Annotated in this window: 26 protein-coding genes and 3 pseudogenes; 13 read left to right on the top strand and 16 right to left on the bottom strand. The window is 62.9% G+C overall.

Annotation, left to right across the window (positions count from 1 at the left end):
- The first annotated feature begins 139 nt into the window (after positions 1-139).
- Positions 140-1010: pseudogene (locus J5M58_RS22000) on the top strand (PAAR domain-containing protein).
- Positions 991-1383, top strand: coding sequence for a hypothetical protein (locus tag J5M58_RS21995; protein ID WP_243432454.1), 393 nt, complete (start codon positions 991-993; stop codon positions 1381-1383). The pseudogene J5M58_RS22000 and the gene J5M58_RS21995 overlap by 20 nt, the downstream one beginning before the upstream one ends.
- Before the next feature lie 40 nt (positions 1384-1423).
- Here J5M58_RS21995 and J5M58_RS21990 read toward each other — a convergent pair whose 3' ends face one another.
- A complete protein-coding gene (locus tag J5M58_RS21990; RefSeq protein ID WP_112252746.1) occupies positions 1424-2443 on the bottom strand; it encodes an alpha/beta hydrolase in 1020 nt (339 codons plus the stop codon).
- 146 nt (positions 2444-2589) lie between these two features.
- On the opposite strand from J5M58_RS21990, the gene J5M58_RS21985 reads away from it, so the two are divergent.
- From J5M58_RS21985 to J5M58_RS21960, 6 genes are all read left to right on the top strand, one after another.
- Positions 2590-3474: a LysR family transcriptional regulator gene (locus J5M58_RS21985; protein ID WP_112252745.1), complete on the top strand. Its 885-nt coding sequence runs from the start codon at positions 2590-2592 to the stop codon at positions 3472-3474.
- A gap of 112 nt (positions 3475-3586) precedes the next feature.
- Positions 3587-3988, top strand: coding sequence for a hypothetical protein (locus J5M58_RS21980; protein WP_112252744.1), 402 nt, complete (start codon positions 3587-3589; stop codon positions 3986-3988).
- An 80-nt stretch (positions 3989-4068) separates the two neighbouring features.
- Complete coding sequence (locus tag J5M58_RS21975) at positions 4069-4290, top strand: MbtH family protein (RefSeq protein WP_003256222.1); 222 nt, start codon at positions 4069-4071, stop codon at positions 4288-4290.
- A complete protein-coding gene (locus tag J5M58_RS21970) occupies positions 4287-5006 on the top strand; it encodes a thioesterase II family protein (protein ID WP_112252743.1) in 720 nt (239 codons plus the stop codon). Before J5M58_RS21975 ends, J5M58_RS21970 begins: the two co-directional genes overlap by 4 nt.
- Positions 5007-5063: 57 nt before the next feature.
- Positions 5064-5615 carry a hydrolase gene (locus J5M58_RS21965; RefSeq protein WP_112252742.1) on the top strand — a complete coding sequence of 184 codons (552 nt, stop codon included), beginning with the start codon at positions 5064-5066 and terminating at the stop codon, positions 5613-5615.
- A 26-nt stretch (positions 5616-5641) separates the two neighbouring features.
- On the top strand, positions 5642-6694 hold the full coding sequence (locus tag J5M58_RS21960) for a DUF1615 domain-containing protein (RefSeq protein WP_207879596.1): 1053 nt from the start codon (positions 5642-5644) through the stop codon (positions 6692-6694).
- Positions 6695-6763: 69 nt separating this feature from the next.
- Here J5M58_RS21960 and J5M58_RS21955 read toward each other — a convergent pair whose 3' ends face one another.
- The 9 genes from J5M58_RS21955 to J5M58_RS21915 form a co-directional block, all read right to left on the bottom strand.
- Positions 6764-7627 (bottom strand): metal ABC transporter solute-binding protein, Zn/Mn family, encoded by an 864-nt coding sequence (locus tag J5M58_RS21955; RefSeq protein WP_207879593.1) that lies wholly within the window; start codon positions 7625-7627, stop codon positions 6764-6766.
- A complete protein-coding gene (locus tag J5M58_RS21950) occupies positions 7624-8523 on the bottom strand; it encodes a metal ABC transporter permease (RefSeq protein ID WP_112252739.1) in 900 nt (299 codons plus the stop codon). Before J5M58_RS21950 ends, J5M58_RS21955 begins: the two co-directional genes overlap by 4 nt.
- Positions 8523-9269: a metal ABC transporter ATP-binding protein gene (locus tag J5M58_RS21945; RefSeq protein ID WP_133973584.1), complete on the bottom strand. Its 747-nt coding sequence runs from the start codon at positions 9267-9269 to the stop codon at positions 8523-8525. Before J5M58_RS21945 ends, J5M58_RS21950 begins: the two co-directional genes overlap by 1 nt.
- The gene (locus J5M58_RS21940) at positions 9266-10168 is read right to left on the bottom strand and encodes a metal ABC transporter substrate-binding protein (RefSeq protein ID WP_025338673.1); all 903 of its coding nucleotides are present in this window, start codon (positions 10166-10168) and stop codon (positions 9266-9268) included. Before J5M58_RS21940 ends, J5M58_RS21945 begins: the two co-directional genes overlap by 4 nt.
- A gap of 16 nt (positions 10169-10184) precedes the next feature.
- Positions 10185-10754 carry a DUF6162 family protein gene (locus J5M58_RS21935; RefSeq protein ID WP_207879589.1) on the bottom strand — a complete coding sequence of 190 codons (570 nt, stop codon included), beginning with the start codon at positions 10752-10754 and terminating at the stop codon, positions 10185-10187.
- Complete coding sequence (locus J5M58_RS21930; protein ID WP_112252736.1) at positions 10751-11071, bottom strand: hypothetical protein; 321 nt, start codon at positions 11069-11071, stop codon at positions 10751-10753. The genes J5M58_RS21935 and J5M58_RS21930 overlap by 4 nt, the downstream gene beginning before the upstream one ends.
- Positions 11068-11607, bottom strand: coding sequence for a thiamine pyrophosphate-binding protein (locus J5M58_RS21925; RefSeq protein WP_207879586.1), 540 nt, complete (start codon positions 11605-11607; stop codon positions 11068-11070). The genes J5M58_RS21930 and J5M58_RS21925 overlap by 4 nt, the downstream gene beginning before the upstream one ends.
- On the bottom strand, positions 11604-12797 hold the full coding sequence (locus J5M58_RS21920; protein ID WP_112252734.1) for a PepSY domain-containing protein: 1194 nt from the start codon (positions 12795-12797) through the stop codon (positions 11604-11606). The genes J5M58_RS21925 and J5M58_RS21920 overlap by 4 nt, the downstream gene beginning before the upstream one ends.
- A gap of 307 nt (positions 12798-13104) precedes the next feature.
- Positions 13105-14439 carry a lysine N(6)-hydroxylase/L-ornithine N(5)-oxygenase family protein gene (locus J5M58_RS21915; protein ID WP_112252733.1) on the bottom strand — a complete coding sequence of 445 codons (1335 nt, stop codon included), beginning with the start codon at positions 14437-14439 and terminating at the stop codon, positions 13105-13107.
- 203 nt (positions 14440-14642) lie between these two features.
- Between J5M58_RS21915 and J5M58_RS21910 the strand changes: the two genes are divergently transcribed.
- Complete coding sequence (locus tag J5M58_RS21910; RefSeq protein WP_112252732.1) at positions 14643-15077, top strand: hypothetical protein; 435 nt, start codon at positions 14643-14645, stop codon at positions 15075-15077.
- 157 nt (positions 15078-15234) lie between these two features.
- Here the strand turns inward: J5M58_RS21910 and pbpG are convergent, their stop codons facing one another.
- The 3 genes and pseudogenes from pbpG to J5M58_RS21895 all read right to left on the bottom strand — a co-directional run bounded on the left by pbpG (position 15235) and on the right by J5M58_RS21895 (position 18286).
- Entirely contained in the window at positions 15235-16161 is a 927-nt protein-coding gene (pbpG, locus tag J5M58_RS21905) for a D-alanyl-D-alanine endopeptidase (RefSeq protein ID WP_207879583.1), read from the bottom strand.
- Between the two features lie 159 nt (positions 16162-16320).
- Positions 16321-17449: pseudogene (locus J5M58_RS21900) on the bottom strand (sensor histidine kinase).
- A gap of 162 nt (positions 17450-17611) precedes the next feature.
- Positions 17612-18286, bottom strand: a complete 675-nt coding sequence (locus tag J5M58_RS21895) for a polysaccharide lyase family 7 protein (RefSeq protein ID WP_112252730.1) — start codon at positions 18284-18286, stop codon at positions 17612-17614.
- Between the two features lie 236 nt (positions 18287-18522).
- Between J5M58_RS21895 and J5M58_RS21890 the strand changes: the two genes are divergently transcribed.
- Complete coding sequence (locus J5M58_RS21890) at positions 18523-18846, top strand: DUF1654 domain-containing protein (RefSeq protein WP_112252729.1); 324 nt, start codon at positions 18523-18525, stop codon at positions 18844-18846.
- A gap of 37 nt (positions 18847-18883) precedes the next feature.
- Here J5M58_RS21890 and J5M58_RS21885 read toward each other — a convergent pair whose 3' ends face one another.
- On the bottom strand, positions 18884-19708 hold the full coding sequence (locus tag J5M58_RS21885; protein WP_112252728.1) for a S24 family peptidase: 825 nt from the start codon (positions 19706-19708) through the stop codon (positions 18884-18886).
- A gap of 162 nt (positions 19709-19870) precedes the next feature.
- Between J5M58_RS21885 and J5M58_RS21880 the strand changes: the two genes are divergently transcribed.
- Positions 19871-20236: a chemotaxis protein gene (locus J5M58_RS21880; RefSeq protein WP_112252727.1), complete on the top strand. Its 366-nt coding sequence runs from the start codon at positions 19871-19873 to the stop codon at positions 20234-20236.
- Between the two features lie 62 nt (positions 20237-20298).
- Complete coding sequence (locus J5M58_RS21875) at positions 20299-20784, top strand: glycoside hydrolase family protein (protein ID WP_112252726.1); 486 nt, start codon at positions 20299-20301, stop codon at positions 20782-20784.
- Between the two features lie 73 nt (positions 20785-20857).
- Here the strand turns inward: J5M58_RS21875 and J5M58_RS21870 are convergent, their stop codons facing one another.
- Positions 20858-21040, bottom strand: coding sequence for a hypothetical protein (locus J5M58_RS21870; protein WP_016711139.1), 183 nt, complete (start codon positions 21038-21040; stop codon positions 20858-20860).
- A gap of 231 nt (positions 21041-21271) precedes the next feature.
- On the opposite strand from J5M58_RS21870, the gene J5M58_RS21865 reads away from it, so the two are divergent.
- Positions 21272-22093, top strand: coding sequence for a shikimate 5-dehydrogenase (locus J5M58_RS21865; RefSeq protein ID WP_207879581.1), 822 nt, complete (start codon positions 21272-21274; stop codon positions 22091-22093).
- Positions 22094-22370: 277 nt separating this feature from the next.
- Here the strand turns inward: J5M58_RS21865 and J5M58_RS21860 are convergent.
- Positions 22371-22484: pseudogene (locus J5M58_RS21860) on the bottom strand (shikimate 5-dehydrogenase); the annotation flags it as partial.

Below are 22484 nucleotides of genomic sequence, written 5' to 3'. Positions count from 1 at the left end.
CAGTGTCTTGTTGGAAATACTGTCTCTATATAGGTGACAGTAGATCGGGTATTTGTAGGGCAATTCTGAATTCTCCGCCGCTCGGTCTCTGTCCGTTTTACCGGTGATAGCGTCGAGGCTTTCATACAGGGAGTTGCTCATGACACGTATATCGATAAATGGCTAAGGACAGGCATTCGATGGAGACCTCACCACCACGGGGGCGGTTTGCATAGCTGGCAGTACGAGTTATCGGGGGAACAGTCAGCGTGCGCTGCGCCAAGGGGATGGGACGACTGAGTGCCCGGCATGCAAAAAGCCCGGCGTAATTGTTGAAGGACAGCCTTTCTTCAAAATCGAAGGCAAACCAGCCGTGGTAGATGGGGCGCTGGTCAAGTGTGGCTGTCCAGAGGGCAATAACCGGGTCGTGGCCACGGGAGGACCTGGCTTAGCGGCAAGCCCCTCGGCGACACAGCAGGCAAGCCAAGCGGCAACATCAGGTCAAGCCGGCTCGATTTCACCCATCAAAACTTCGCTAGCAGGAAATAAGCCGCAGCCTGTGATCTGCAAAGATCCTGACATGATGGAGCAGGTGGCCAGATACATCGCCGAGGAAATGAACCGCAACATCACACACCCATCCGTGCTGAAAATGCAGAAGCTGACTAGCTTTGACGCGGTAGAGGAACATGCAAAATTTAAAAAGCTCCCTTGGTATGCCCGTCTTAGGACGGGCAGGTGGCCTTTCAGAAAGTGTTCTTCTGGATGGCGCTGGGCTTGAGCAGATTGCATCAGACTCTATTCGGAAAGTTCAAAAGTGGGCTGAACGCAAGGGCCCCCATCGTTCTGCTGATATAGAAGGGCTACGGGCCTGGGATGACATAGGTGATCGTGTTGCTATCAGCATTGGCGTCAAACTGCATGAGCTGCACCCAAATGGTGGGATTACAGCCAAGATACTCATGGCCGAAGTGTTAGCATTGCCACGCTCAAGCTGGGGAGGTGCCGTAGTTGATCACGCCTGCAAATAAACCGAAACGGTATATCTGGCGCTGGGTAGTGGTGATAATGCTTACGCCTATCATCTTTTGGTATGTTGCCACACCGCAGGTGAGTTTTCATTTTTCTGACAAAGGCCAGGGGCGTCTCGGCTACATCTTGAATGTCCAGCACGATATATCAAAAGGTGAGATCTACCCGGGTGAAGCCACAGGAGGTGCAGGGCATATCTTCCCGAACGACCAGTTTTTCATGGAGTTGTATTGGAACAACCGTGGGAGATCGCACTGCATCCGGGCCAAACCCAGATGGCCAAGTATTGATATCTACATCGGGCCGGACGGTGCCATAGATAGCCGCACTGATAGCAGATTCATCGAAGCCTGCGGGCCATTTCCGCAATAGCAGCCAAAGACCCGCCTAGGCGGGTCTTGTGCTTATCGACTCACTGCAGATGCACTTTAAGTTCGGCGCTCGCCTGACGCATTGCCGCCTTGACCGCCGGCACCTGGCTCAGCGGGTTGAGCAAACCATAGTCATGAATCATCCCGTTGTACCGTACCGAGGTCACAGTCACACCGGCGGCATCAAGCTTGCGGGCATACGCCTCACCCTCATCCCGCAGCACATCGAATTCAGCGGTTTGCACCAGCGCCGGCGGCAGGCCCTTCAACTGTTCACTGCTGGCTCGCAGCGGCGACGCGTAGATCTGCGCCCGGGCATTGGCGTCAGTGGTGTAGCTGTCCCAGAACCATTTCATCATCCCGGTGGTCAGGAAGTGCCCCTCGGCAAACTGCTTGTACGACGCGGTCTCGAAGCTGGCATCGGTCACTGGCCACAGCAGCAGCTGGAAGCGCAGGGCAGGGGTGCCGGCCTCTTTGGCCTTCAGCGCCACGACTGCCGCCATGTTGCCGCCGACGCTGTTGCCGGCCACGGCCAGGCGCTTGCCGTCCACGCCGATTTCCTTGCCGTGCTCGGCCACCCAGCGTGTGGCGGCGTAGGCCTGGTTGATCGCCGTCGGGTAGTGCGCTTCCGGCGATGGGGTGTAGTCGACGTAGACCGCCACTGCGCCAGAGCCAACCACCAGGTCGCGGATCAGCCGCTGGTGGGTCGGGAAGTCGCCGAGCACCCAGCCGCCGCCGTGGAAGAACATGAACACGGGCAACTCACCCTTCACATTGGCTGGGCGTACCACTTGCAGCTTGATTGACTCGCCGTTGGCCTTGATGGTGTGTTCCTTCACCTCGATACCGGAGAGGTCGACCTTGACCGATGCCTGGGCGCCGGTCAGCACGGCGCGGGCATCTTTCGGGCTGAGCTGTTCCAGTGGTTTGCCACCGCCTTGTTCCAGGGCTTCGAGGAAGGCCTGGGTGTGCTGTTCAATGCCCGGGCTGCCAGCGGCGAAGGCGCTGGAAACGGACAGGGCCAGCAGGGAGGCGGTGAGGGCTTTGTGGACAATGTTCATGAGCGAATCCTTTTCCATGCAAGTGTTGGTAGTGGGCGTCTTGCCTGGCCTTCAGGGCCATCGCTGCGACCTGTGCGTAGATTAGGGAGATGCATCGATGGGAAAAAGCCGCTATAAAGCGTTTGACTGTCACCAAGAGCGAGACAATGAACCCGTACGAAGACATGCGCATCTTTGCCCAAGTGATGGAGGCCGGCAGTTTCACTGCTGCTGCCGACCGTCTGGGCATGTCCAAGCAATCGGTCAGCCGGCGCCTGATGCAGCTCGAAGAGCGCCTGGGTGTGCGCCTGCTCAACCGCTCCACCCGGCGCCTGGACGCCACGCCGCTGGGCCAGCACTACTACCAGTCGGCGCTGCGCCTGCTCGGCGAAGTGCAGCAGGTGGAGCACGACATCAGCGGCCAGGCTCAGGCCTTGCGTGGCACCTTGCGCCTGAGTGCGCCGCTGTCGTTCGCCATGGCGCACCTGGGCTGCCTGCTGACCGAGTTTCTGCAGGTGCACCCGCAGGTGGATGTGGAAGTGGATTTGAGCGACCGCGCCGTGGACTTGATCGGCGAGGGCTATGACCTGGCGCTACGGATTGGCGCGCTGGAGGACTCCAGCCTGATTGCGCGGCGTATCGCCAGTGTCGAGCGCGTGTACTGCGCGAGCCCGGCGTACCTGGAAGCGCGGGGCGTGCCGGCCAGGCCGGAGCAGTTGGCCGGGCATGACTGCCTGCCGTATGGGCATTCGCGGCAGGTGCAGTGGCAGTTCAGCCAGGGAGGCAAGGCTCAGGCGATCCAGGTGGTCGGGCGGATGCGGGCGAACAATGGCGAGCTGCTCAGGGATGCCGCAATTGCCGGGATGGGGGTGACCTATCTGCCAACCTTCATCGTGGGGCAGGCGCTGGCGGATGGGCGGCTGGTGACAGTGCTGGATGAGTGGCGGCCGCCGGCGCTGCAGCTGTCGGCGGTGTACCCGCAGCACCGGCAGGTGGCTCGGCCGGTGCAGGGGTTTGTGAACTTCCTGCGTGAGCGGTTGGTGCAGCTCTGACCTTCGGTACCGAGTGGGCTTCTTCGCGGGTGAACCCGCTCCCACAGGTATTCCACAATACCCAAGCCCTGTGGTGACCCGCGAAGGGGCCGGTACAGGCTATGCTTGCACCATGAGCACACCACTCCCTTTGCGCCAACCTTGCCCTCCTGGCGCCTGCGACTGTGGCCGCGAACACCTGGCCGACCACCCGCAGGCAGCCCAACGCATCCTCCTGCTGACCCGTCAGGAAGAAAAGCGCCTGCTCGAACGCCTGGAAAACCTCAAGGACCTGGAAGACCTGCAACGCCTGCAGCAGCGGATGTACGAAAATCTCGGCATCCGCCTGCACATCGCCCCCGGTTTCAACGAGGTACGCACCATGCGCGGCATCGTCATCGAACTGGATGATCAGCCCGGGCTGTGCCGCAAGACCCGGCAGTCGATCCCGGCGGCGATCCGCCGTGGGCTGGAGCGCAACCCGCAGGTAGCCTTCCGCTTGCTCGATACCCACGACCTGCTGCGTGACACCTGAATACCTGCCCGCGTCAGGCCCACTAATTTTTTCGCCCCATGCTACGTCTACTTTGAATCCATCACTCAAGGAGACAGGCAATGACTTCCGTTTTCGACCGCGACGATATCCAGTTTCAGGTAGTGGTCAACCACGAAGAGCAATACTCGATCTGGCCCGATTACAAAGCCATCCCCAACGGCTGGCGTGCCGTAGGCAAGAGCGGCCTGAAGAAGGACTGCCTGGCCTACATCGATGAGGTCTGGACCGACATGCGCCCGCTGAGCCTGCGCCAGAAAATGGCCGAAGCCGCCGCCCAGTGACTGCATTGAACCTGCTGTGCCTGCCGTATTCCGGGGCCAGCGCCATGGTCTACAGCCGCTGGCGGCGCAAGCTGCCGACATGGCTGCAGGTACGCCCGGTGGAGCTGCCCGGGCGTGGTGCGCGCATGGCCGAACCACTGCACACCGACATGCAGGCCCTGGCCCGTCAACTGGCTGCCGAACAGCGCCTGGCGGCCAGCACCCCCTACGCGCTGCTCGGCCATAGCCTGGGCGCCTTGCTGGCGTTTGAACTTGCCCATGAGCTGCAAGCGCTGGGTTGCCCGGCGCCACTGGCCCTGTTCGCCTGCGGCACCGCAGCGCCAACCCGCCGCGAGGACTACGACGGCAAGAACTGGCGCGAGCCAAAGAGCGACGCCGAGTTGATCGGCGAGTTGCGCGAGCTTCAGGGCACGCCCGAGGAAGTGCTGGCCAACGCCGAACTGATGAGCCTGACCTTGCCCACCCTGCGTGCCGACTTCCTGCTGTGCGGTACTTACGCCTACCGCCAGCGGCAGGCCTTGCAGTGCCCGCTGCACGTGTTGGGCGGCATGCAGGACCGCGCCAGTGACGAGCAGTTGCAGGCCTGGCGCAAGGAAACCCACGGGGCGTTCTCGCTGCAGATGTTCCCCGGCGGCCACTTCTTCATCCACGAGCAGGAGGACCGGGTGCTCGCTGCGCTGACCGCGTCGCTGCAACCGCTTCGGCTGTCCGCCTGATTGACGTCACCGCTTGCCTGGGGGAGGCTAGGCCTTTTCCCAGGCAAGAGGCAGACAATGCTGATCGATCCCCACAAGGCCACGCTGCTGGTCGTCGACATCCAGGAAAAACTCATCGGCGCCATGAGCGACCCTGAAGGCACCCGCGCGCGGGCCCGCTGGTTGCTGGCGGCGACGAACGAGCTGGAACTGCCGACGGTGATTTCCGAGCAGTACCCCAAGGGCCTGGGCCATACCTTGGCCGAACTGCTGGCCGCGGCGCCGACCGCCGAGGTGGTGGAGAAAAGCCATTTTTCCTGCGTGGCCGCCGAGTGCCTGCCAGCAAGTTTGATGGCGCGTGAGCAAGTGATTGTCTGTGGCATGGAAACCCATGTCTGTGTGCTGCAGACCGTGCTCGGCCTGCTGGTACTGGGCAAGCAGGTGTTCGTGGTCGAGGATGCCTGCGACAGCCGTACACCGGCGAGCAAGGCCGCAGGGCTGGCGCGCATGCGGGCCGCGGGGGCGCAGGTGGTGACCCGCGAAATGGTCTTGTTCGAACTCATGGGCAGTGCCAGCCACCCGCTGTTCCGGCACATCAGCAAGACTTACCTGGTCGGTGAACAGCCCTGAACGGCCGGTTACTGGCTGCCGGGTTGATGGCCCTGGCGCTGCTGCAAGGCTGCGCCGGGCGCCGCGAGGAAGCACCCGAGGCGGACCCGGCCAAGGTCCGCGCCCAACTGCTGCGGCTGTTGCCCGCCCAGGCCAAGGACCGCGAGGGCTGGGCGCGGGACATTCAGGTGGCGTTCGAGGCCCAGCGTATTGCCCCCAGCAAGAGCAACCTGTGTGCGGTGCTGGCGGTGACCGAGCAGGAATCGACCTTCAATGCCGACCCGCAGGTGCCCAACCTGGGGCGTATCGCCCGGGAGGAAATCGACCGCCGCGCCGCGCGCCTGCACATCCCCAAGCTGCTGGTTGATGGTGCACTGAAGACGCCGTCGGGTAATGGCAAGAGCTACCAGCAACGTCTGCAGGCGGTGCGCAGCGAGAAGCAGTTGAGCGAACTGTATGATGAAGTCATCGCTCGCGTGCCGCTGGGCAAGACCTTGCTGGGCGGGCTGAACCCGGTGCATACCGGCGGGCCGATGCAGGTCAGTATCGACTTTGCCGAAAAGCATGCGCGGGATTACCCCTACAGCCACGACGGCAGCATTCGCCAGGAAGTGTTCACCCGGCGCGGCGGCATGTATTTCGGGATCGCCCACTTGCTAGGCTATTCGGCCAACTACGATCGCCAACTGTACCGCTTTGCCGATTTCAACGCGGGCTGGTACGCCAGCCGCAATGCGGCATTCCAGGCGGCGCTGAGCAAGGTGACGGGGGTGACGCTGGCGCTGGATGGCGACTTGGTGGCGCCGGGTTCGATCATGCCCGGGACCACTGAAAAGGCGGCACGCAAACTGGGAACGAAGCTGGGCCTGCGCAACCCGCAGATCCGCAGCCAGCTGGAGGAGGGTGACAGCCTGGCCTTCGAGGACAGCAAGCTGTACAGCGGGGTGTTCGCCCTGGCCGATGCCGCGGCCGGCAAGCCGGTGCCACGGGCGGTGCTGCCAGGGATCGAGCTGAAAAGCCCGAAAATTACCCGCAAGCTGACCACGGCGTGGTTTGCCGGGCGGGTGGACGAGCGTTATCAGCGGTGCATGAAGCGTTAATGGTGGCCTGGCCGGCAAGCACGCTCCTACACAGGGACCGTGCAGGCCTGTGGGACTGCGAGGAGAACATCAGCTTTCGCCCAGAGCGGCAACTACCTGATCCACACTGGCCTTCAATCCCGCAAACGCATCCTCAGGGTCACTCTCCAGCACCACCAGCTTTGCCCCTGCTGCCTTTATCACCTCAACAACTGCCGGCTCTGGCTGCCGATGGTCCAGCACCAGCGCCACATCCTGCGCCTTCAGGTTATCCCCCAGCGCCTTCAGCGCAGCCGCATCCCACTCGGCCGGCAGCGGTTGCTCGACCACATCCAGGTTCAACCCGCTGGCCAGGTAACCCAGCCGCTCCGACAGGCTCACCACCGTCAGGTTGTCGACCTTCGCCAATCGTGTCTGGCTGCTGGCCGAAAGCTCCAGCAGCTGGCGTTTGAGCCCGGCCAGGTTACCCTGGATCTTCGCCTTGTCGTCCGGTGCCAAGCGCTCCAGGTCATTGGCTACCACGTCGGCCATGCGCCCCAGGTTGGTCGGGTTGAGCCAGGGGTAGGCGCCATAGGCCTCGTCGCCGTTCACCGCAATACCCGGCAGCGCGCCATCCACCGGCCGTGCAGCGTCGATCTCGACGATGCGGATATTGCTGCGCCGCGCCATCGGGTACAGCGGGTCGTCACGCCAGATCGAGCGCACGCCAATCACCGCGTCGGCCCGTTGTGCTGCCTTGTGCAGGCTGGCGCCACCGCGCCCGGTGAAATAGGACGGTTGGCGGCTGGCAGGCAGGTTGGCGGGCGCTGCACGTTCGAGCTGTACCGTGGTGCCCTCGAGCAGGGCACTGGCCAGGCTGTGGGTGACGGGCAGGGTGGTCAGCACTTGCGTGGCGAAAGACAGCGACGGCAGGCCGGCCAGGGCCAGCGCCAGAGTAAGGCGTTTCAGGTTCATGCCGGGTTTCCTTGCAGGCGGGGGACGAGGGCGCGGGCCAGCGCCGCGAGGGCGAAGCAGATGCCGGCGACCAGGATGATCGCGGCGCCAGAGGGCACCGGCAGGTCGAAAACGATTGGCAGCAGGATACCGAGCAGCGTGCTCAGCGTGGCGATCAGCACCGACAGGAAGAAAAAGCCCTTCAGCGACTGGCTGACCAAGCGTGCGGCGGCAGCGGGAATCACCAGCAGCGCCCCGACCAGGATCGCCCCGATCACCTTCACCGAGGCCACGGTGACCAGGGTCACCAGCACCACGAACAGGTAGTCCAGGGTTTTCACCGCCACCCCGCGCACGGCTGCCAGCTGTGGGTTGAAACTGGCCAGCATGATGCGGTTGTACAGCGGCACGGCCAATGCCAGCACCAGCACCGCGACGATGCCCAGCACCAGCAGGTCCTGGCCGCTGACGGTCAGCACCGAGCCGAACAGTACGTTTTCGAGGATGTGCACGTTGATCTTGCCCGCCAGCATCAGCAGCAGGCTCGCGCCCAGCGCCAGCGACACCGACAGGAACACGCCGATCAGCGTGTCCGGCGACAGCCCGGTGCGGTTGCGCAGGAAGTTGAGCAAGATGCCGAACAGCAGGCAGTAGCCGAACAGGCTGCCGTAGGGGCCGGTGTAGGGCTCGCCCAGCAGGATGCCGATGGCCACGCCGGTCAGCGCGGCATGGCCGACCGCCTCGGAGAAGAAGGCAAAACGCTTGACCACCACCAGGGTGCCCAGGCCGCCCAGCACCGGGCCGATCATCAAACCGGCCAGCAAAGCGTTGACCACGAAGCCGTAGGCCAGCGCCTCGGGCAGGTAGCCGGCAGTGGCCCAGTCCTGGACCGTTTGCCGAAAGATTTCAAAACTCATCAGGCAAGGCTCTCGCTACGCGGGTGAACGGAGAACAGGCCGAGCAGGCGCTCCGGGGTCAGGGCCTGGGCGGGCGGGGCGTCGAACAGTACCTGGCGGCTCAGGCCGGTAACCCGGTCGGCCAGGCGCATCACGGCCTCCAGGTCGTGTTCGATCCACAGCACGGTGGTGCCGGCCTGGCGCCAGCCTTGCAGCAGTTGTTCGAACACCTGGATGCCGGCTTCGTCCAGGGCTGACATCGGTTCGTCCAGTACCAGCAGTTGCGGCTCGGGGATCAGGCCCTGGGCCAGCAGCACGCGTTGGCGTTCACCACCGGAAAGCGCGCCCATGCGCCGTTTGCGCTTGTCGAGCATGCCGACCCGCGCCAGCGCCGCGTCGATGGCCGGCTGCACCCGGCGCGACAGGCCGAGGAAGGCGGGGCGGCGCTGGCACATGGCTGCCATGAAGTCGTCGACGGTCATCGGCAGGCCACGGTCGAACTCCAGCGCCTGCGGCACATAGCCGATCACTTCGCGTTCGCCGGGCCAGTGCAGGGTCAGCTGGCCCTGGTGCGGCATCTGCCCAAGCAGGGTCTTGATCAGCGAGCTCTTGCCGCCGCCGTTGGGGCCGACGATGGCGTGCACGCTGCCGGCGGCGACGTTGAAGCTGACCTGTTCGAGGATGCGGGTGCGGCCCAGGGTCAGGTCGATGCCGGCGAACTCGATGCGCGGCCCGCAGGCCGTCACCAGGTTGGCGGCGGCGGTCATGCGCGGTTCTCCTGGATGGCGCGGACCACGGTATCGAGGTTGCGCTTCATCTCCACTTCGTACTTGTCCTTGGTGTATTCACCGTAGGAAATGTGCGTCAGCGGGTACAGGCGCACGCCGGATTCACGCTGGATGGTTTCGACATAGGCCGACGGGAAGTCCATTTCCGAGAAGATCACCCGCACGTCCAGCGCCTTGAGCTGGTCGATGGTCTTTTTCAACTGGGCAGGGCTGGGTTCGATGCCATGGGCTGGCTCGACCACCGCAGTCACCTCCAGGCCGAAGTCACGCACCAGGTAGTCGTAGGCGGCATGGATGGTGGCGACCCGGAAGGTGGCGCTGGGCGCCTCGGTGACCTTGGCCAGTGCGTCGGCACGCAGTGTGCGCAGGCGCTTGGCATAGGCGCGGGCGTTCTGCGTGTACAGCTTGGCGTTGTCCGGGTCGAGCTTGCCCAGTTCGCGGGCGATGTTGTTGACCTGGGCGATGGTGGTGCTGATCGACAGGAAGGTGTGCGGGTTGACCACCTTGCCGGCGCCGCGGGCGGCAATGCCGGTGGCCGCCAGCAACGGCACGTTCTGGTTGGCCTCGATAGTGTTGATGCCGGGCTTTTCGCTGGCGGCGATCATGCGGTCGGCGAAATCGTCATGGCCGACGCCGTTGAGTACCACCACATCCAGCGTGCCGATGCGCTTGATGTCCTCGGCCCGTGGCTCGTAGGCATGGGGGTTGAACCCCGCCGGAATCAGCGGCACCACTTCGGCCTTGTCGCCGACGATGTTGCTCACATAGCTGTAGTAGGGGTGCAGGGTAATGCCGATACGCAGGGGCTTGCCGTTATCGGCCAGGGCCTGTGCCGGCAGGGCTAGGGCCAGGAGCAGGGCGAGGGCGGAGCGGAGCATGGGGGAGTCCTTGGGTTCAGTGACGGTGTTCGCGGGTGACCCCGGCGTCGTAATGGCTGACCACCTGCTGCCAGCCGGCGGCGATCAGGGCGGCCTGGCCGAGGTCGTCCGGGGGCACGGCGGCGCTGTCGCGGCGCAGCCAGACATCGGCCTGAGCGGTGCTGTCGGCCGGCAGGATCAGCAGCAGGCTGCCGGCCACTGCCGGGGCCTGGCTGCGGCCAAGGTAGGCGCCGGGCTCCAGCCACGACCATTGGTGGCTGCCGCGGCTCTGGCTGCCGGCATCGACCACGAACGGCGGCAGGCCTTCCTCGGCCAGAGCCTGCACGCTGGGCGCGGCGGCGGTTTCCTCACGCAGCAGCTGGATTTCGTCGAAGGCCACCCGCAGGTCGGTATACAGGCCTTGCTCGGCGGCGGTGAGGTCGCGACGGGCGTCGATCTGGTGGCTGGCGATGGCCTGTTCATCCTCGCGTTCGCCGCGCAGCAGCACCACGCTGGTGGCGAGTACCACGATCAGCAGGCTGACCAGCAGCACGTAGAGGGTTTCGTGCCCGGCACCGGCCGGGCGAATCACTTGGGCGCGGCTCATGGCTGGGCGATATCAGCGTAGTCGACTTCCACCACGTGCCCGGGGCCGGCATCGAACAGCACATAGAACTCACCATCCGGTCGCTTGAAGGTCAGGGTCGAGTCATCACCGAGCTTGCCGCCGACCAGCACCTGTTCGTCGTAGCCGATCACATCCAGGGTTACCCCGGGGGCACCGCTGCCGTCCGAGAAGCCGCCGGTGCATTTGACCTGGCCGCCAGGCAGCTCTTCGCATTCGCACATCGGGTTGTGCGCCAGGGCCGGGCCGGCGGCCAGCACCAGCAAGGGCAGGGCGAGGGTGCGCAACAGATGTTTCATTTCTTGCCTCCTTGTTTCTCGAGCCAGGCCACGGTGGCTGGCGATGCCTTGGCCAGGGGGACCGACGCCTGGTACATGCTGCCGTCCCAGCCTTCCAGCGTGATCCAGACCTGCGCGTCGGGCTTGGTGCGTGGCGGGATCGGCAACGAGGTGCCCATGTTGTACGGCGCACCGAAGAAAATCGTGCCGGCGGCGCGCAGGCTGCGCGGTTTGCCGATGCGCAGGTAGGCCGCCTTGACGCCGTTGACGCAGGCCTTGCACAGCGAAGCATTGAAGACCTTGAAGTGGCCGGCCGGGCCGTCGGCGCGGGGGTGCTCGTCACGCATCTCGGCCAGGTCCAGGGTATAGGGGCCGACCTGGATGTCATTGACCACATTGGCGCCGAGCCCCGCTTCGCCGCGGAACAGCTTGGCGTCGGCGAAGTACTTGGGCATGAAGCCCAGCGGGATGAGGATCAGCAGGATGTTCAGGTGAAAGCGCCATTTCAGCCACAGTTGCTTGCGCGGGCTGACGGGCACGGCTTGGGCCTGGCTCATGGGCGGATCTCCACGATGGGTTCATTACGCGCCAGGCGCGGCGTGCGCTCGCTGCGCTTGAGGGCGGCGGCGGTGGCCTGGGCGGTGCGTTTGGTCCAGATCAGCAAGCCGCTGAACACCATCAGGGTGAGGACCAGGCCGAAGAAGAACCACACCAGCTTGATCGGCAGGCCGCCGAAATCGCCGGTATGCAGCGGGCGCATGGACTCGGTGACGAACTCCAGGGCGGAGCGGTCGCTGATCAGGAACTGGCTGTCGACATTACGCGTGTACGGGTTTACCGAGGCGCTCTGGAACATCAGCGGATACCAGCCTGGCCCCGCCAGGGTGATGTGGCTGTAGGCGGTGGCTGGCAGCGAGATGAAGTTGATCTCCAGCCCTGGCACCGCCAGGCCGGCGATGCGTGCTGCTTCATCCAGGTCGATGCGCGCTGCCGGGCTGCCATTCGGGGTTTGCGGCACATCCTCACGGGCGATCACCGGCACGATGGGCCGGCTGGATATGGTGATGTGGTTGTCGGCCAGGATCGCCTGGATCAGGAACCAGGTGCCGGTGATGGATATGACGGCAATGAACCAGATCGACCAGACCCCGGCCAGGCGGTGCAGGTCGCCCCAGAAAATCCGCGAACCATGGCCGGTGCGCACCGGCTTGAAAAAGCCCTTCCAGAACTTCTTGTACACCACCAGGCCGGTGACCAGCGAAGCCAGCATGGGCAGGCCGAGCAGCGACACCAGGTACCAGCCCCAACTGAAACCGTTGGTGAACGGCACCAGCCACCAGCCGTGCAGGGCGCGGGTGAAGGCTTCGAAGTTGAAGTCTGGAGTCTTGCCCTGAATGGCCCCGGTGTAGGGGTTTACATACAACGTCGGGCTGGTGCCGTCAGGCAGGGTGACATTGGCTTTGACTGCGAAGTGCGAACCGTCGGGCTGGTTGAGCCGCTCCACCACCATGTCCGGCTCGGCCTTGTGCAGGGCATCCAGTACCTGCTGGAAGCTCAGGCGTTCGGCGTCGGCGTCGGGCTTGTTGGCCCGCACGGCCGGGTCGGCCAGCCAGACGATTTCCTGGCTGACCACGGCGAGCATGCCGGTGAAGCAGACGATCAGGACAAAGAACCAGATCGGCAAGGCGAGCCAGCTGTGGACCAGGAACCACAGCCTGGATTTGGATTTTTTCGGTGATTTGGCCATCTGACGGTCTTCTGCAATGGGGAGTCGAGCGTGTGCCCAGCCAAAGAGGGGCTGTATTGATAAGGACGAATGAGAATCGAAAACCTGCCGTTTTAAATGCAAGTAAATGTTTCAGGATGCAAAGGAACCTGAAATCTGGCGCGATCCTGTAGGAGCGGCCTTGTGTCGCGAAAGGGCTGCGCAGCAGCCCCAGGGTTTCAGCGCAGGTGCACAAATTGCCGGGGCTGCTTTGCAGCCCTTTCGCGACACAAGGCGGCTCCTACAGGCCCTGTACATGCCTTGAGGGCAGTGCTGGTCTTGCAGGGGATCAGGCGCGGGTCAGGGCCACTGCCGGTTGCGGCTTGCCGTGCAGATGGGCGAGGTCCTGGTACAGCGCGCGGCCAATTTCAGCAGCGCGCGCCGGTAGCACCGAAAGCAGGGTGTCACTCAGGCCGTGGCTGTTTTCGCAGAAGCCCTGCAGGTACACCGAGGCCTGCAGGTCGGGGCTGGCCAGCACGCGGTAGTTGCGGTCGACGCTGAAGTCCTCCAGGTAGCCGGCCAGGGGCGCCAGCAGGTCACGGTGCGAGCGGCGCTCGTAGCCAGTGGCGAGTATCACCGCGTCGTAGCGGTGGGTCTGCTGCTGGCCGGTGGCGAGGTCGCGCAGGGTCAGCTCCAGGCCTTCGCGAGTGGCCACCACGGCTTCGACCTGGCGCCGGCACAGCACGTTGTGGCGGTACTGGTGGGCGACCTTCTGCCGGTAGAGGATGCCGTAGATGCGTTCGATCAGGTTGAGGTCCACCACCGAATAGTTGGTGTTGTGGTATTCGCCCAGCAGCTTGCTGCGCTGGTCGGCCGGTTCGTTATAGACCAGGTCGGTGTAGTCCGGCGAGAAGATCTCGTTGACGAACGGGCTGTCATCGGCAGGCTTGAGGGCCGAACCGCGCAGGATCATGTCGACCTTGACCGATGGGTAGCTGTCATTGAGGTCGATGAACGCCTCGGCTGCGCTCTGGCCCGAACCGATCACGGCAATGCGCATCGGCTTGCCGGCGGTGCAGGGCAGCTTGTTCAGGCTGCTCAGGTACTGGGAGTGATGGAAAACCCGCGGGTCGTCCTTGAAGGCGCCGAACTTTTCCGGAATTTTCGGCGTACCGCCGCTACCGACCACCACCGAACGGGTTCGGCGGCTGTATTCGCGGCCTTGGGCGTCACGCGATACCAGGCGCAGGTGCTCGACCCGGCCTGCCTGCACATCCGGCTCGATGCGCAGCACTTCCTCGCCATATACCGCCTGGGTGGCGAAGTGTTCGGCGGCCCAGCGCAGGTAGTCGTTGTACTCGAGGCGGCAGGGGTAGAAGGTGCCGAGGTTGATGAAGTCGGCCAGGCGCTGCTTCTGGTGCAGGTAGTTGACGAAGCTGTAGGGGCTGGTGGGGTTGCGCAGCGACACCAGGTCCTTGAGGAACGAGATCTGCAGCTCGCTCTGGGTGGCCAGGGTTTCGCCGTGCCAGCGATAGTCCAGCTGTTTGTCGATGAACAGCGCGTCGAGGGCATGGCCCTGGGACTCGGCGAGTTCTTCCAGGGCGATGGCCAGGGCCAGGTTGGAAGGGCCGAAGCCCACGCCGATCAGGTCCTTGATGGTTTCCGGGTTTGCAGACTGGCTCATGGCTGCGGTTCCATAATGGTCGAATGTTGACGCTCGCCGGGAGAGGCCGGCGCCTGCGCTTGTACATTGGGTGGAACGAGCCAAACGGTGGGGAATTTACTGGCGGGTAACCGGGCAATTGCAACAGGGGGGCTAAAGGCTTGCGCCTGTCTGCCGATAGGCAGAACAACCCAAGGACCTATTTGCAACGCAGGGAGAAAGACATGACAGGTATTGCAGCAGTCAGCATCCGCACCACGCCCCAGGCGGCGAACACAATCCAGGCCACCGACAGCCAGGATGCGCAAAAGATTGAAGAGAGTGCGGCCGGCGCTCAGGCCGAAACCTCGAAAGTGACCGCTGGTGGCCAGGCTCAAGGTGCCCAGGGCAGCAGTGAGAGTTCAGAGCCTGCGCACATCAGGCAATTGCGCGAGATGATCAAGAAGTTGCAGAAGCAATTGGCAGAGGAACAGAAGCAGCTGGCCCAGTTGATGGCTCAGAAGATGGACGAGACGACCAAGCTGGCAGCCGTGACCGGCAAGCAGGCGAGCATCGCGACCATCAATGGTGAAATCATGCAGGCCACCGCGCAACTGCTCGAAGCACTGCAGAAAACGGGCGGCAGCAGTGCAGGCGGGATGGTCAGCACCACGGCCTGACAGCTGACACGGTCCCCTGTAGGAGCGGCCTTGTGTCGCGATGGGCCGCGAAGCGGCCCCGGGATGTTGGCATAAATGCAAAAATCGTCAGGGCTGCGTTGCAGCCCATCGCGACACAAGGCCGCTCCTACAGGGGCCTGGTAGCATCAGGCTGCGGTCATTCGGCCGCCAGGCGCCCCTTGTTCTGCCGCTCTGCCTTGTACTGCATGGCCACCGCCGGCGCCGGCTTGGCGGCACCGGTTTCCAGCCACTGACGCATGCGGCTGGCATCGGCGAAGTGGGTGTACTTGCCAAAGGCATCGAGGATCACCATGGCCACCGGGCGGTTGTCCATGCGGGTCAGCAGCACCAGGCAGTGCCCGGCTTCATTGGTGAAGCCGGTCTTGGTCAGCTTGATGTCCCAGTTGCTCTTGTTCACCAGGTGGTCGGTGTTGCGAAAGCCCAGGGTGTAGTTGGGCTTGCGGAAGGCCACGGTCTTCTCGCGGGTGGTCGACAGCTCGCTCAGCATCGGGTACTTGCGCGATGCCATCAGCAGCTTGGCCAGGTCACGGGCCGTGGACACGTTCTGCGTCGACAGGCCGGTCGGCTCGACGTAGCGGGTGTGCGCCATGCCCAGGCTGCGGGCCTTGGCGTTCATCGCCTTGATGAACGCCGGGTAGCCGCCGGGGTAATGGTTGGCCAGGCTGTTGGCTGCACGGTTTTCCGATGACATCAGGGTAATCAGCAAGGTTTCGCGGCGGTCGAGCTGGCTGCCCAGCCGCACGCGCGAATACACGCCTTTCATTTCCGGGTTGTTGGCAATGGTCATGGTGAGCATCTCATCCATGGACTGCTTGGCATCCAGCACTACCATCGCCGTCATCAATTTGGTCACCGAGGCGATCGGTACCACGCGGTCGGGGTGGCTCGAATACAGCTCCTGGTTGGTGTTCAGGTCGATCAGCAGGGCGCTGCCCGAGGCGAGATGCAGCTTGGACGGGTCCCGTTGAACCTGGGCCGGGGGTTGTGCAGCAGCGGTCGACGGAAGGGTCGCAGTACCTGTGAGCAACAGCAGCAGGCCGAGGATGGACAGGGATGTTTTCACGTTGAGGCTCACTAAAAATTGGTATGTCGTTGGCTGTGCAAGGGTTTTCCCCCAAAAACCGCTGCATTCTGGAGTATGGCTGAATTGCTGTCGAATGCCTTATGACTAAAGGGCGCAACGTGAACGAAATTTAATCCTGTACCTGTCCTGTACCAATCGTCACTCTACCGAAGACAGCAGAACAACCTCGAAGGTCGTCCCTTGCTCTTCGGTCGATTCCACCTCAATTCTGCCGCCGTGGTTCGCAACGATCTCCGATGCGATGAACAGGCCAAGGCCGAGCCCCGCTGCAGAGCCCCGCTCTCCGGCTGAGTAGCTCGAGTATCTTCCTTCCGGCTTGAAGATATAGGGCATCACCTCGGGTGGGATAGGTGCTCCGGAATTCTGAACGCTGACCCGTGGAACACCCTCCACCCTGGCCACCGTGACTTTGATCGGGGCCGTTGCATCGCCATGGCGCAGAGCATTGCTTATCAGGTTGGAGAACACCTGAGCAATGCGGTCAGGGTCGAATTGGCCCGTGATGTGCGCCTGCTCATCCAGGATGATCCGCGCGTGCGGGAACGCCGTGCGCAGCTCGTCGATGACAGCCTGGCAGATTGCATTCAAATCCATTTTCCGCAAATCCACTGGGATGCCAGTCCCCAGGTTGCAGCGGGCCAGGTCCAGCAGATCGTTGATCATGACATTTGCCCGATGTGCACTGGTACAAACCTGGGTAGCAAGTCGCTTTCCCTTTTCATCCAGCCCCGGCTGCCGCTGGATCAGCCCGCCAGCCATGAGTATCGCGCCCAAGGGTGAATGCAAATCATGACCGAGCACGGCGAGCACCATCTTGCGGGTTGCCTCGACTGCTGTTCCGTACGCAGCGATCGACTCTACGAGCGCCTGGTCAATCGCTTCATTGAACCGGATCATGTCCTGGACATGGTGCGCCTCTGCGAACGACTCCTGGGTAAGCCACAGTGACAGAACGCTTGCGCGCAATGCCCGGTATTCACACCATCTGGTCCATCGAGAACCCGGCTATCAGTCGAGCTACCGCGTGGGTCTGCGCTGCGGTTTCGCTGGAACTCCTGGGGCCTTTCCCTTGTGCCTTCTCGGCCTGTTGTTGCCTGCTCTGGGGCAGTCTCATGTCTGCGGCCACGGTGCGCAGCATCTTCTCGGCATGATTGCGCAGGCCGACCGAGTCCTGCTTCGGCAGGTCTGTTTCAACCGAGCGGGCGTAGTTTTCCCAAGCCTGAAGAATCGCTTCCATACCGTTTTCAATAAAATCGAACAGTCTCATGGGGGCCTGACCCTGCTCTGAAAAAAGACATCCGAATAGCTTAGTTCATCCGAAAAGCAGGAAGTTTGAGCGCCAGTTCAAGCTTAACGGTCGATCCAGGGCGATCCCGATGCAACCTGCGCTGAGTTGCAGGGCATCGGGATGCGTGCCGGGTGCCTGGGTTCAGGCATGAATCAGCGCGAGGTCGCTGATGATGCAGATCGAGCCGTCATTGGCGGGCGTTGTATCGGTGTAGTCCACCTGGTTGTAGACCCCGCCGTGGAACTCGAATAGCCGCGCGGCCCAGGTGCTGTCGAACTGCAGGTCGCCGGACGAACCGGTCACTCCATTGCACGTGGCCGTAACGTTGATAACGCCTGCCGAGGTGGCGTGGATGCTCACCTGGAACTTCGCCCCCAGCGGTACCCCCTTGAGCACCGTCGAATTCACAGGATCTGCCTGGTTGTAGGTCTGCCGAAACCCCAGGGTGATGTCGCCCTTCTTCCAGAACACCTTCACGGGCGGGCTGTCGTCAGCGTAAACGTGCATCTGCGCGATGACCACCTTCTGCGCCCAGTTGACCTTGGTCAGCGTCATTTCCTGGCGATTCCAGTGATCCTGAGCGCTGGCCAGCGTCCAGTATTTCGGCTCCGACCACTCGCAGCGGGTCCTGCGGGTGCTTTTGCTCGAAGCGCCTTTGGTGGGGGCGAACAACTGGACCGAACCGTCGCTGAGCACTGTCACGTAGTCCGGGTATTGGGCAATCGCTTCGCTGCCGGTGAGTTCTGTCGCTACGGTGGTGATCGACGATTCGGCTACCGGAACGGCGATGGTGAGGTTGCGAATATCTACGCTCATGGGACAACTCCTGAATGGAAATGGTGGTTGGTACCGCAGCAGCAGGGTGGCGGCTGCTGGATTGAAATTTAGCGACAGGCTAAATACAAGTCAATAGCTCAAAGCTAAAAATATTTCGCCGGGCGGCAAATTACCTGTCGGCGAAAATTTTCCTCAGGCGGGCTTTACGCTTGATTTGGCAGTGAGATAAGCTTTCCATGAGCACTGTACGAATATACAGCTTCAAGGATAAGAATATGTCTGATCACATGAAATCTCCGCCCAATCAGCGCCAGGAAATGACTGGAATAGAGCGCCTGAGCTTGCGCGTGTCGGCGATGATCAACCACCCGCTGGCGCAGACGCAGCGGTGGGTGACGGTGCATCGCCTGGATACCGACGGCGATGCCGAGTGGGAGGAGGTGATGGGCGTGCTGGCCGAGACGCCCGAGTTGGAACTGACCTTCAACGACGACGAGAGCGTGACGGTGCGCTGGGAGCGTGGCAGCGTGGAGGAGCGTGACGACTTTGTCGTCGAGCGGGACAGCGAGCAGCAGGTCGAGGAGGCGGCACCTTTCTGAAAGTCAGAAAAAGCCCGCCGGGGTGGCGGGCTTCGCTTCACACAAGGTGCGCATTCCACACCAGCAGCACCCTGGCCTGGATGTAGGTCTCGTCCCGGCGAATCATGCGGTCCTTGTGCCGCGAGTTGTCGGAAATCATCTCGAAATGGTCTTCGTCGGCAATCTGCAGGCGCTTGATATAGATGTGGTCGCCCCAGGAGAAAAAATAGATTCCATCGCCGACGAACTCGCGGATGCTGACGTCCACGATCAGCGGGTCGCGGTGCTTGATGGTCGGTTCCATCGACTGGCCCCAACCGGTCACCATCTTCAGGTGGTGGTGCTCGCTGAACTCCACGCCCAGCTCGCGCAGGTGGCTTGGGCTGACGCGAACATCCTTGAACATCTCGGGGTAGTCGTGGGGGATCTGCCCGCCGCCCATGGCTGCGCGGACGTCGTAGTGGGCAATCCACACTTCGTCACCCACCAGGCCTGGCCGAACAAGCTCAGAAGCCACCAGCGTCGAGTCTGCCGGCTCCTCGGCAGCGGCCAGTAGCCTTTGCCGGGTTTCTTCAGGGATGCCTCTGCCGCTTCTGGCAAGCATCTGCTTGACCAGGTCGGCTGCGGACAGCTTGCTGTCGCCGGCCTCGGCTGGCGACAGCGCTTGGTCGCCCACTGCCATTGCGTCGAACCACCCCCGCGGCAAGCCCTCGATACCTTCGATTCTGCGCGCCACATCATCGCCCAGGTTCTTCGCTGTCTTGTCCGAAAGGATCTGGCTCAGGTGCGCAGGTGCCATCCCCCAGCGTTCTGCGCAGGATCCCTTTCTCTGGGTGCCGATCAGCTTGACCAGGTTGTGCTTGCGAATTTCGTAGATGTCCATGGGGCGAAGCATGCCAGTGTTTAGCTTGCTGCTAAATATGCTCAAAGCTAAATTTCTCTTGTCATGATATTAGCTGTAGGCTAAATTAAATCTGCAAGCAAGGAAAGCCACCGAGACACCGTTCTCCCGGCTTACGACATCACCATTCGAAATGAGGTTTTCATGGACCCGACTGACCTCGGCCCAGGCACCATCACCTGGCTGGGCGGAACTGGCACCGTGTTGCTGGGCGCCTTCCTCTGGCTGCGCAAGTGGCTGTCCAGGGATGCGGCTGACCGTGCCATGGACACCGCTGACATTGGCGTGGTCCGGCGCCTGAACGAGCTGCTCGATATCGAGCGTGACGCCCGAAGAGAAGCGCAGGCCAGGGCCGATCAGTTTGCCAAGGAGCGCAATGAACTGGTGGTAACCGTAGGGCGCCTTGAAGGCAAGATCGAAGCGCTCACCAGTCGCGGCGGCCATCCCCCCCGGCAGGTCATCGTCCAGGGCGAGGGCGTAGCCCGCCCGCGCGGGAAGCAGGGTGAGTGAGGCGTCCCGCAAGACAATTCTGTTCACGCCCATGCGTATGGGCTCTTCTGTATGGAGACAACATGGCTCGATTGGATTCTGCCGCTGCCGGCGGCGCGAACGTGCTCGCATTCCTGGACACGCTGGCCTGGTCCGAAGGTACCTCGACCATCGCTGCCAGTGACGATGGTTACAACGTCCTGGTCGGCGGCCAACTGTTCAACGACTACAGCAGGCACCCGAAGCAGAAAGTGTGGTTGCCGAGGTACGGCATTCACAGCTCTGCGGCGGGGCGGTACCAGATTCTGGCCGGTACCTGGGAGGCCATCGTCAGCGCTTATGGCTTCAATGGCCGGTTTACCCCTGAGGCCCAGGACCTGGCGGCAATCAAGTTGTTGAGCGAATGCGGCGCTCTGGCACTGATAAAAGCCGGCCGCATTGCCCAGGCGATCGCCAAGGCCGCGCCGATCTGGGCCAGCCTGCCTGGCGCGGGCTATGGCCAGCGCGAACATGAGTTGGCCGCGTTGTTGGCATTGTTCACTACCTGCGGCGGGGAGGTGCAGGCGTAACGCCCAGGCAAAAAAAGACCCGCCAGGGAGGCGGGCCAGAAGGGCGTAGGGAGCAACGCACAACAAATACGGGTCAGGCGACCAAGGTGCCTGGTTGCAACTGTTCGACCAGGGCCTGGGCCGAGGCGAGGGTCGGCATCGGGCCGCTTACGGCTTCGCCGTTGCGCACCAGATACCAGCATGCCAGCAGGCCCTGCTCACGCAGCGAAGCGGGGACGGCACTGCCGACGACGGACATGATGTGGATAGTGGCCATGTGGACCTCCTGTAAAACATGGCTCTACCTTACGCAGCTGGCTGGGCGGTTTGAAATCAACTTCCTCAATAGTGGTCATTGGTTCCATCAACATTTGCTAGCGCGGCGGGCCGTAATACCTCCACTCTTCGTCAGCTGAGCACGGGGAACGGTAATGGTTGTGCAAGGGACGACCAGCGGTTACCTCTGTTACGCTGAACAAACGTTTCAGTTATGACAAAGGAGCAGGTTATGTCGACAACTCCGAGCAGAGACACCGTGCTGTGCATCTCCCTGGCCGGTCGCCCTGGCACCTTCGGTGTACGGTTTCACAACCACCTGTACCAGCAGCTGGGCCTGGATTTCTATTACAAGGCCATGCGCACCGATGACCTGCCGGCGGCAGTCGCGGGCATCCGCGCTCTGGGTATCCGCGGTTGCGGGGTATCGATGCCGTACAAGGAGGCCTGCATGGCCCTGGTCGACGAGATCGACCCATCGGCGGCGGTCATCGAGTCGGTCAATACCCTGGTCAATACCGATGGCCACCTCAAGGCCTACAACACCGATTACCTGGCCGTGCGCCAGTTGCTGGCGCAACACCAGGTGGACCCGAGCACTGCTTTTGCCTTGCGCGGCAGTGGCGGCATGGCCAAGGCGGTAGCCAGTGCCTTGCGCGATGCCGGGTTCGCCGAAGGCATCATCGTTGCGCGCAACGAGCAGGCCGGGCGGCAGTTGGCGGATGTGTGTGGTTATCGCTGGGTGCCGGAGCTGGGCGACCTGTGCCCACCCATGCTGGTGAACGTGACGCCGATCGGCATGGCGGGTGGCCCCGAGGCCGAGGAGCTGGCGTTTTCCGAGAATGCCATCGCCGCGGCGGCGCGGGTGTTCGATGTGGTCGCGATGCCCGAGAGCACACCGTTGATCAGGCGGGCGAGGGCCTTGGGCAAGCCGGTGATCACCGGGCTGGAGGTGATCGCGCTGCAGGCGTTGGAGCAGTTCGTGCTCTACACCGGGGTGCGGCCGACACCGGAGCAGGTCGAGGCGGCGGTGGCGTACGCCCGGGATATCTGATTATTCCTGTGCCGGCCCTTTCGCGGCTAAACCCGCTCCCACAGGGATAGTGCCGCATGTAGCAGCAGCGCTATCCCTGTGGGAGCGGGCAAGCCCGCGAAGAGGCCGGCACAGGCATCGACAAGGTCAGAACACCTTGTGCCCTTCATCCAGCTGCTGATCCACCAGCGCCCGGCCATGAGCCAGCGACACGTGCTGTGCATTCTCCAGGTCGGAGAAGAACTTCATCGGCATCGACATGCGTCTGCTGGTGTGCCCGTCGGGGTCGGTGATCAGGCACCCGGCGATAACCACACACATCCGCCAACTGCCGCCCGGCCTGCTCGTTGCGCGCAACGATGATGCCTTCGGCGAACCCGGCATCGCGCAAGGCACTGGCTACCGCCTTGGC

The sequence above is a fragment of the Pseudomonas sp. 32_A genome (genome assembly GCF_017490905.1).
GTDB classification, from domain to species: Bacteria; Pseudomonadota; Gammaproteobacteria; order Pseudomonadales; family Pseudomonadaceae; genus Aquipseudomonas; species Aquipseudomonas inefficax.
The sequence above is the reverse complement of the archived record's forward strand: the minus strand, read 5'-3'. Positions and strand labels throughout refer to the sequence as shown.

Bases quoted from the DNA above. Each gene is read 5' to 3' on its own strand.
- J5M58_RS21990 (WP_112252746.1), bottom strand. From the start codon at position 2,443: ATGAACATTGTCCACAAAGCCCTCACCGCCTCCCTGCTGGCCCTGTCC.
- J5M58_RS21985 (WP_112252745.1), top strand. From the start codon at position 2,590: ATGAACCCGTACGAAGACATGCGCATCTTTGCCCAAGTGATGGAGGCC.
- J5M58_RS21980 (WP_112252744.1), top strand. From the start codon at position 3,587: ATGAGCACACCACTCCCTTTGCGCCAACCTTGCCCTCCTGGCGCCTGC.
- J5M58_RS21975 (WP_003256222.1), top strand. From the start codon at position 4,069: ATGACTTCCGTTTTCGACCGCGACGATATCCAGTTTCAGGTAGTGGTC.
- J5M58_RS21965 (WP_112252742.1), top strand. From the start codon at position 5,064: ATGCTGATCGATCCCCACAAGGCCACGCTGCTGGTCGTCGACATCCAG.
- J5M58_RS21960 (WP_207879596.1), top strand. From the start codon at position 5,642: ATGGCCCTGGCGCTGCTGCAAGGCTGCGCCGGGCGCCGCGAGGAAGCA.
- J5M58_RS21955 (WP_207879593.1), bottom strand. From the start codon at position 7,627: ATGAACCTGAAACGCCTTACTCTGGCGCTGGCCCTGGCCGGCCTGCCG.
- J5M58_RS21950 (WP_112252739.1), bottom strand. From the start codon at position 8,523: ATGAGTTTTGAAATCTTTCGGCAAACGGTCCAGGACTGGGCCACTGCC.
- J5M58_RS21945 (WP_133973584.1), bottom strand. From the start codon at position 9,269: ATGACCGCCGCCGCCAACCTGGTGACGGCCTGCGGGCCGCGCATCGAG.
- J5M58_RS21940 (WP_025338673.1), bottom strand. From the start codon at position 10,168: ATGCTCCGCTCCGCCCTCGCCCTGCTCCTGGCCCTAGCCCTGCCGGCA.
- J5M58_RS21935 (WP_207879589.1), bottom strand. From the start codon at position 10,754: ATGAGCCGCGCCCAAGTGATTCGCCCGGCCGGTGCCGGGCACGAAACC.
- J5M58_RS21930 (WP_112252736.1), bottom strand. From the start codon at position 11,071: ATGAAACATCTGTTGCGCACCCTCGCCCTGCCCTTGCTGGTGCTGGCC.
- J5M58_RS21925 (WP_207879586.1), bottom strand. From the start codon at position 11,607: ATGAGCCAGGCCCAAGCCGTGCCCGTCAGCCCGCGCAAGCAACTGTGG.
- J5M58_RS21920 (WP_112252734.1), bottom strand. From the start codon at position 12,797: ATGGCCAAATCACCGAAAAAATCCAAATCCAGGCTGTGGTTCCTGGTC.
- J5M58_RS21915 (WP_112252733.1), bottom strand. From the start codon at position 14,439: ATGAGCCAGTCTGCAAACCCGGAAACCATCAAGGACCTGATCGGCGTG.
- J5M58_RS21910 (WP_112252732.1), top strand. From the start codon at position 14,643: ATGACAGGTATTGCAGCAGTCAGCATCCGCACCACGCCCCAGGCGGCG.
- J5M58_RS21895 (WP_112252730.1), bottom strand. From the start codon at position 18,286: ATGAGCGTAGATATTCGCAACCTCACCATCGCCGTTCCGGTAGCCGAA.
- J5M58_RS21890 (WP_112252729.1), top strand. From the start codon at position 18,523: ATGTCTGATCACATGAAATCTCCGCCCAATCAGCGCCAGGAAATGACT.
- J5M58_RS21885 (WP_112252728.1), bottom strand. From the start codon at position 19,708: ATGGACATCTACGAAATTCGCAAGCACAACCTGGTCAAGCTGATCGGC.
- J5M58_RS21880 (WP_112252727.1), top strand. From the start codon at position 19,871: ATGGACCCGACTGACCTCGGCCCAGGCACCATCACCTGGCTGGGCGGA.
- J5M58_RS21875 (WP_112252726.1), top strand. From the start codon at position 20,299: ATGGCTCGATTGGATTCTGCCGCTGCCGGCGGCGCGAACGTGCTCGCA.
- J5M58_RS21870 (WP_016711139.1), bottom strand. From the start codon at position 21,040: ATGGCCACTATCCACATCATGTCCGTCGTCGGCAGTGCCGTCCCCGCT.
- J5M58_RS21865 (WP_207879581.1), top strand. From the start codon at position 21,272: ATGTCGACAACTCCGAGCAGAGACACCGTGCTGTGCATCTCCCTGGCC.